The organism is Glutamicibacter sp. AGC84 (genome assembly GCF_053543575.1).
Genome location: NZ_JBLVOC010000019.1, coordinates 8,785 through 10,810, shown reverse-complemented (window position 1 = coordinate 10,810; position 2,026 = coordinate 8,785). Strand labels below are relative to the sequence as shown.

The window sequence follows — 2,026 nt, the reverse complement described above, 5'->3', positions numbered from 1 at the left end:
CGTGCTGCGGAGATGAGGGCTTCCAGCAGTTCGATGCCGTGGGCGCAGTCGGCTTTGCTGCCGTGTTCTTCGAGGGCGGAGAGGTCGTTTTGCACGGTTTGGACGTGGAGGTCGAATTCCTCGGGGGGTGCTGGTGGGGTGAGGCTGTTTCCGTGCGCCTTTGCTTCGGACATGTTCTAATTATACTTCGCTTGTTCGAACATGTCTTCTAATAGTGTGGAAAACTTCAGGGGTTTTCGATAGGCGAGAGTGCGCGAAGCGGAATAAAATGCATAAATATGCATTCCTGATCATGAAATCCATCTCAAAAGCTGACTGCCGAGCGATGCGCAAATACGGCTAATGCCCAAGAAGAAGCGGGAATTAGTGCGAACCCGCCGGATTCCTGAAAAGTCGGGACCAGCTGGATTATGACATGATATTCCAGTTCAGAACTTCCACGCGCAGCGCCCGGCCGCATCCTAGGCAGGGGCGAGGCAGCACCACCATTTCCCTTGAGGATCCGCGATGAACCGCAAACCGTCCGTGAGCTCCAGTCCGGCCACCCTGCTGGGCGCGCAGCTGCGCCGCCGCAAGTCGATCACGAATATGATCGCCGAAGCGGAAACCAATGCAGGGGCAGGCCAGCTGCGCCGCACCTTGGGCATGTGGCAGCTGACCATGATCAGCGTCGGCGCCACCATGGGCACCGGCATCCTGGTGATCCTCGGCGATACCGTGCCGATCGCCGGTCCGGCCATCTGGATCTCGTTCGTGATCGCGGGCATTACCGCGCTGCTTTCGGCGGTGTCCTATGCCGAAATGGCCGGCATGGTTCCGGTTTCCGGCTCCAGCTATTCCTATTCCTATGCAACCATGGGCGAAGGCATCGCCTGGATCTGCGGCTGGTGCCTGGTGCTCGAATACGCGGTGTCGGTGGCTGCGGTGGCCGTGGGTTCGGGCCAGTACGTGAACGAAACGTTGCGCACCTTCGGCATGGAGCTGCCCGAGCTGCTGGCTGGCGGCCCGGCCGACGGCGGAGTGGTGAACCTGCCGGCGCTGATCGTCGTCGCACTGGCCACCTTGCTGCTGGTGCGCGGGGCGCGCGAGTCGGCCATCGTGAACTCGATCGTCGTGGCCATCAAGGCCGGCATCCTGCTCTTCTTCTCGGCCGTCGCCTTCAGCGCCTTCAATGCGGGCAACTTCGAGCCGCTGCTGCCAATGGGCGCCGCCGGCGTGACCGCGGCGGCATCGAGCGTGTTCTTCTCCTATATCGGCTTCGACGCCGCCTCGACGGCCGGCGAGGAAGCCAAGAACCCGAAGCGCGACCTGCCCCGGGCGATCATGCTCTCCATGCTGATCGTGACCATCAGCTACGTGCTGGTGGCCGTTTCGGCGATCGGCGCGCGCGAATGGAACTGGTTCGAAGGCGCACAGGCGCCGCTGGTGCAGATCATCGGCGAACTGACCGGGCAGCCGATCTTCGTGCTGGTCTTCGCGGTCGCCGCCGTGCTGGCCATCGCCTCGGTAGTGCTCACCGTGCTCTACGGCCAGACCCGCATCCTGCTGGCCATGTCGCGCGACGGGCTGGTGCCCGCGGTGTTCGGCAAGGTCTCGGCCCGCACCGGCACCCCGGTCGCCGGCACCTGGATCACCGGCATCCTGGTGGCGGTCACGGCCGGGTTCATCCCGCTGGGCGCACTGGCCGACGCCACCAGCATCGGCACGCTGTTCGCCTTCGCGCTGGTGGGCGCCTCGGTGATCTACCTGCGCAGAACCCAGCCCAAGGCCGAGCGCACCTTCCGCGTGCCGCTGTACCCGCTCACCCCGATCCTGGGCATCTTCGCTTGCCTGTTCCTGATGAGCCAGCTCGGTTGGCATACCTGGCTGGTGTTCATCATCTGGATGATCGTCGGCGCAGCGCTCTACCTTGGCTACGGCCGGCGCCGTTCGCGCCTGGGCCAGATGAGCGCGCAGGACTACGCGGCCAGCCACGGAAACGAAAAGTAGCTGCGCGCAGCACGCAGCAAGCGGGCGGGACCCGGCA

At 64.1% G+C, this 2,026-nt stretch carries 1 protein-coding gene; it reads left to right on the top strand.

The features are described from left to right. Window positions 1-507: 507 nt before the first annotated feature. Window positions 508-1,989 carry an amino acid permease gene (locus ACNPN0_RS12320; RefSeq protein ID WP_105662734.1) on the top strand — a complete coding sequence of 494 codons (1,482 nt, stop codon included), beginning with the start codon at window positions 508-510 and terminating at the stop codon, window positions 1,987-1,989. Window positions 1,990-2,026 lie beyond the last annotated feature (37 nt).

What these genes read in the sequence shown, in the direction of transcription:
- ACNPN0_RS12320 (WP_105662734.1), top strand. Translation starts at nt 508, where the DNA reads ATGAACCGCAAACCGTCCGTGAGCTCCAGTCCGGCCACCCTGCTGGGC.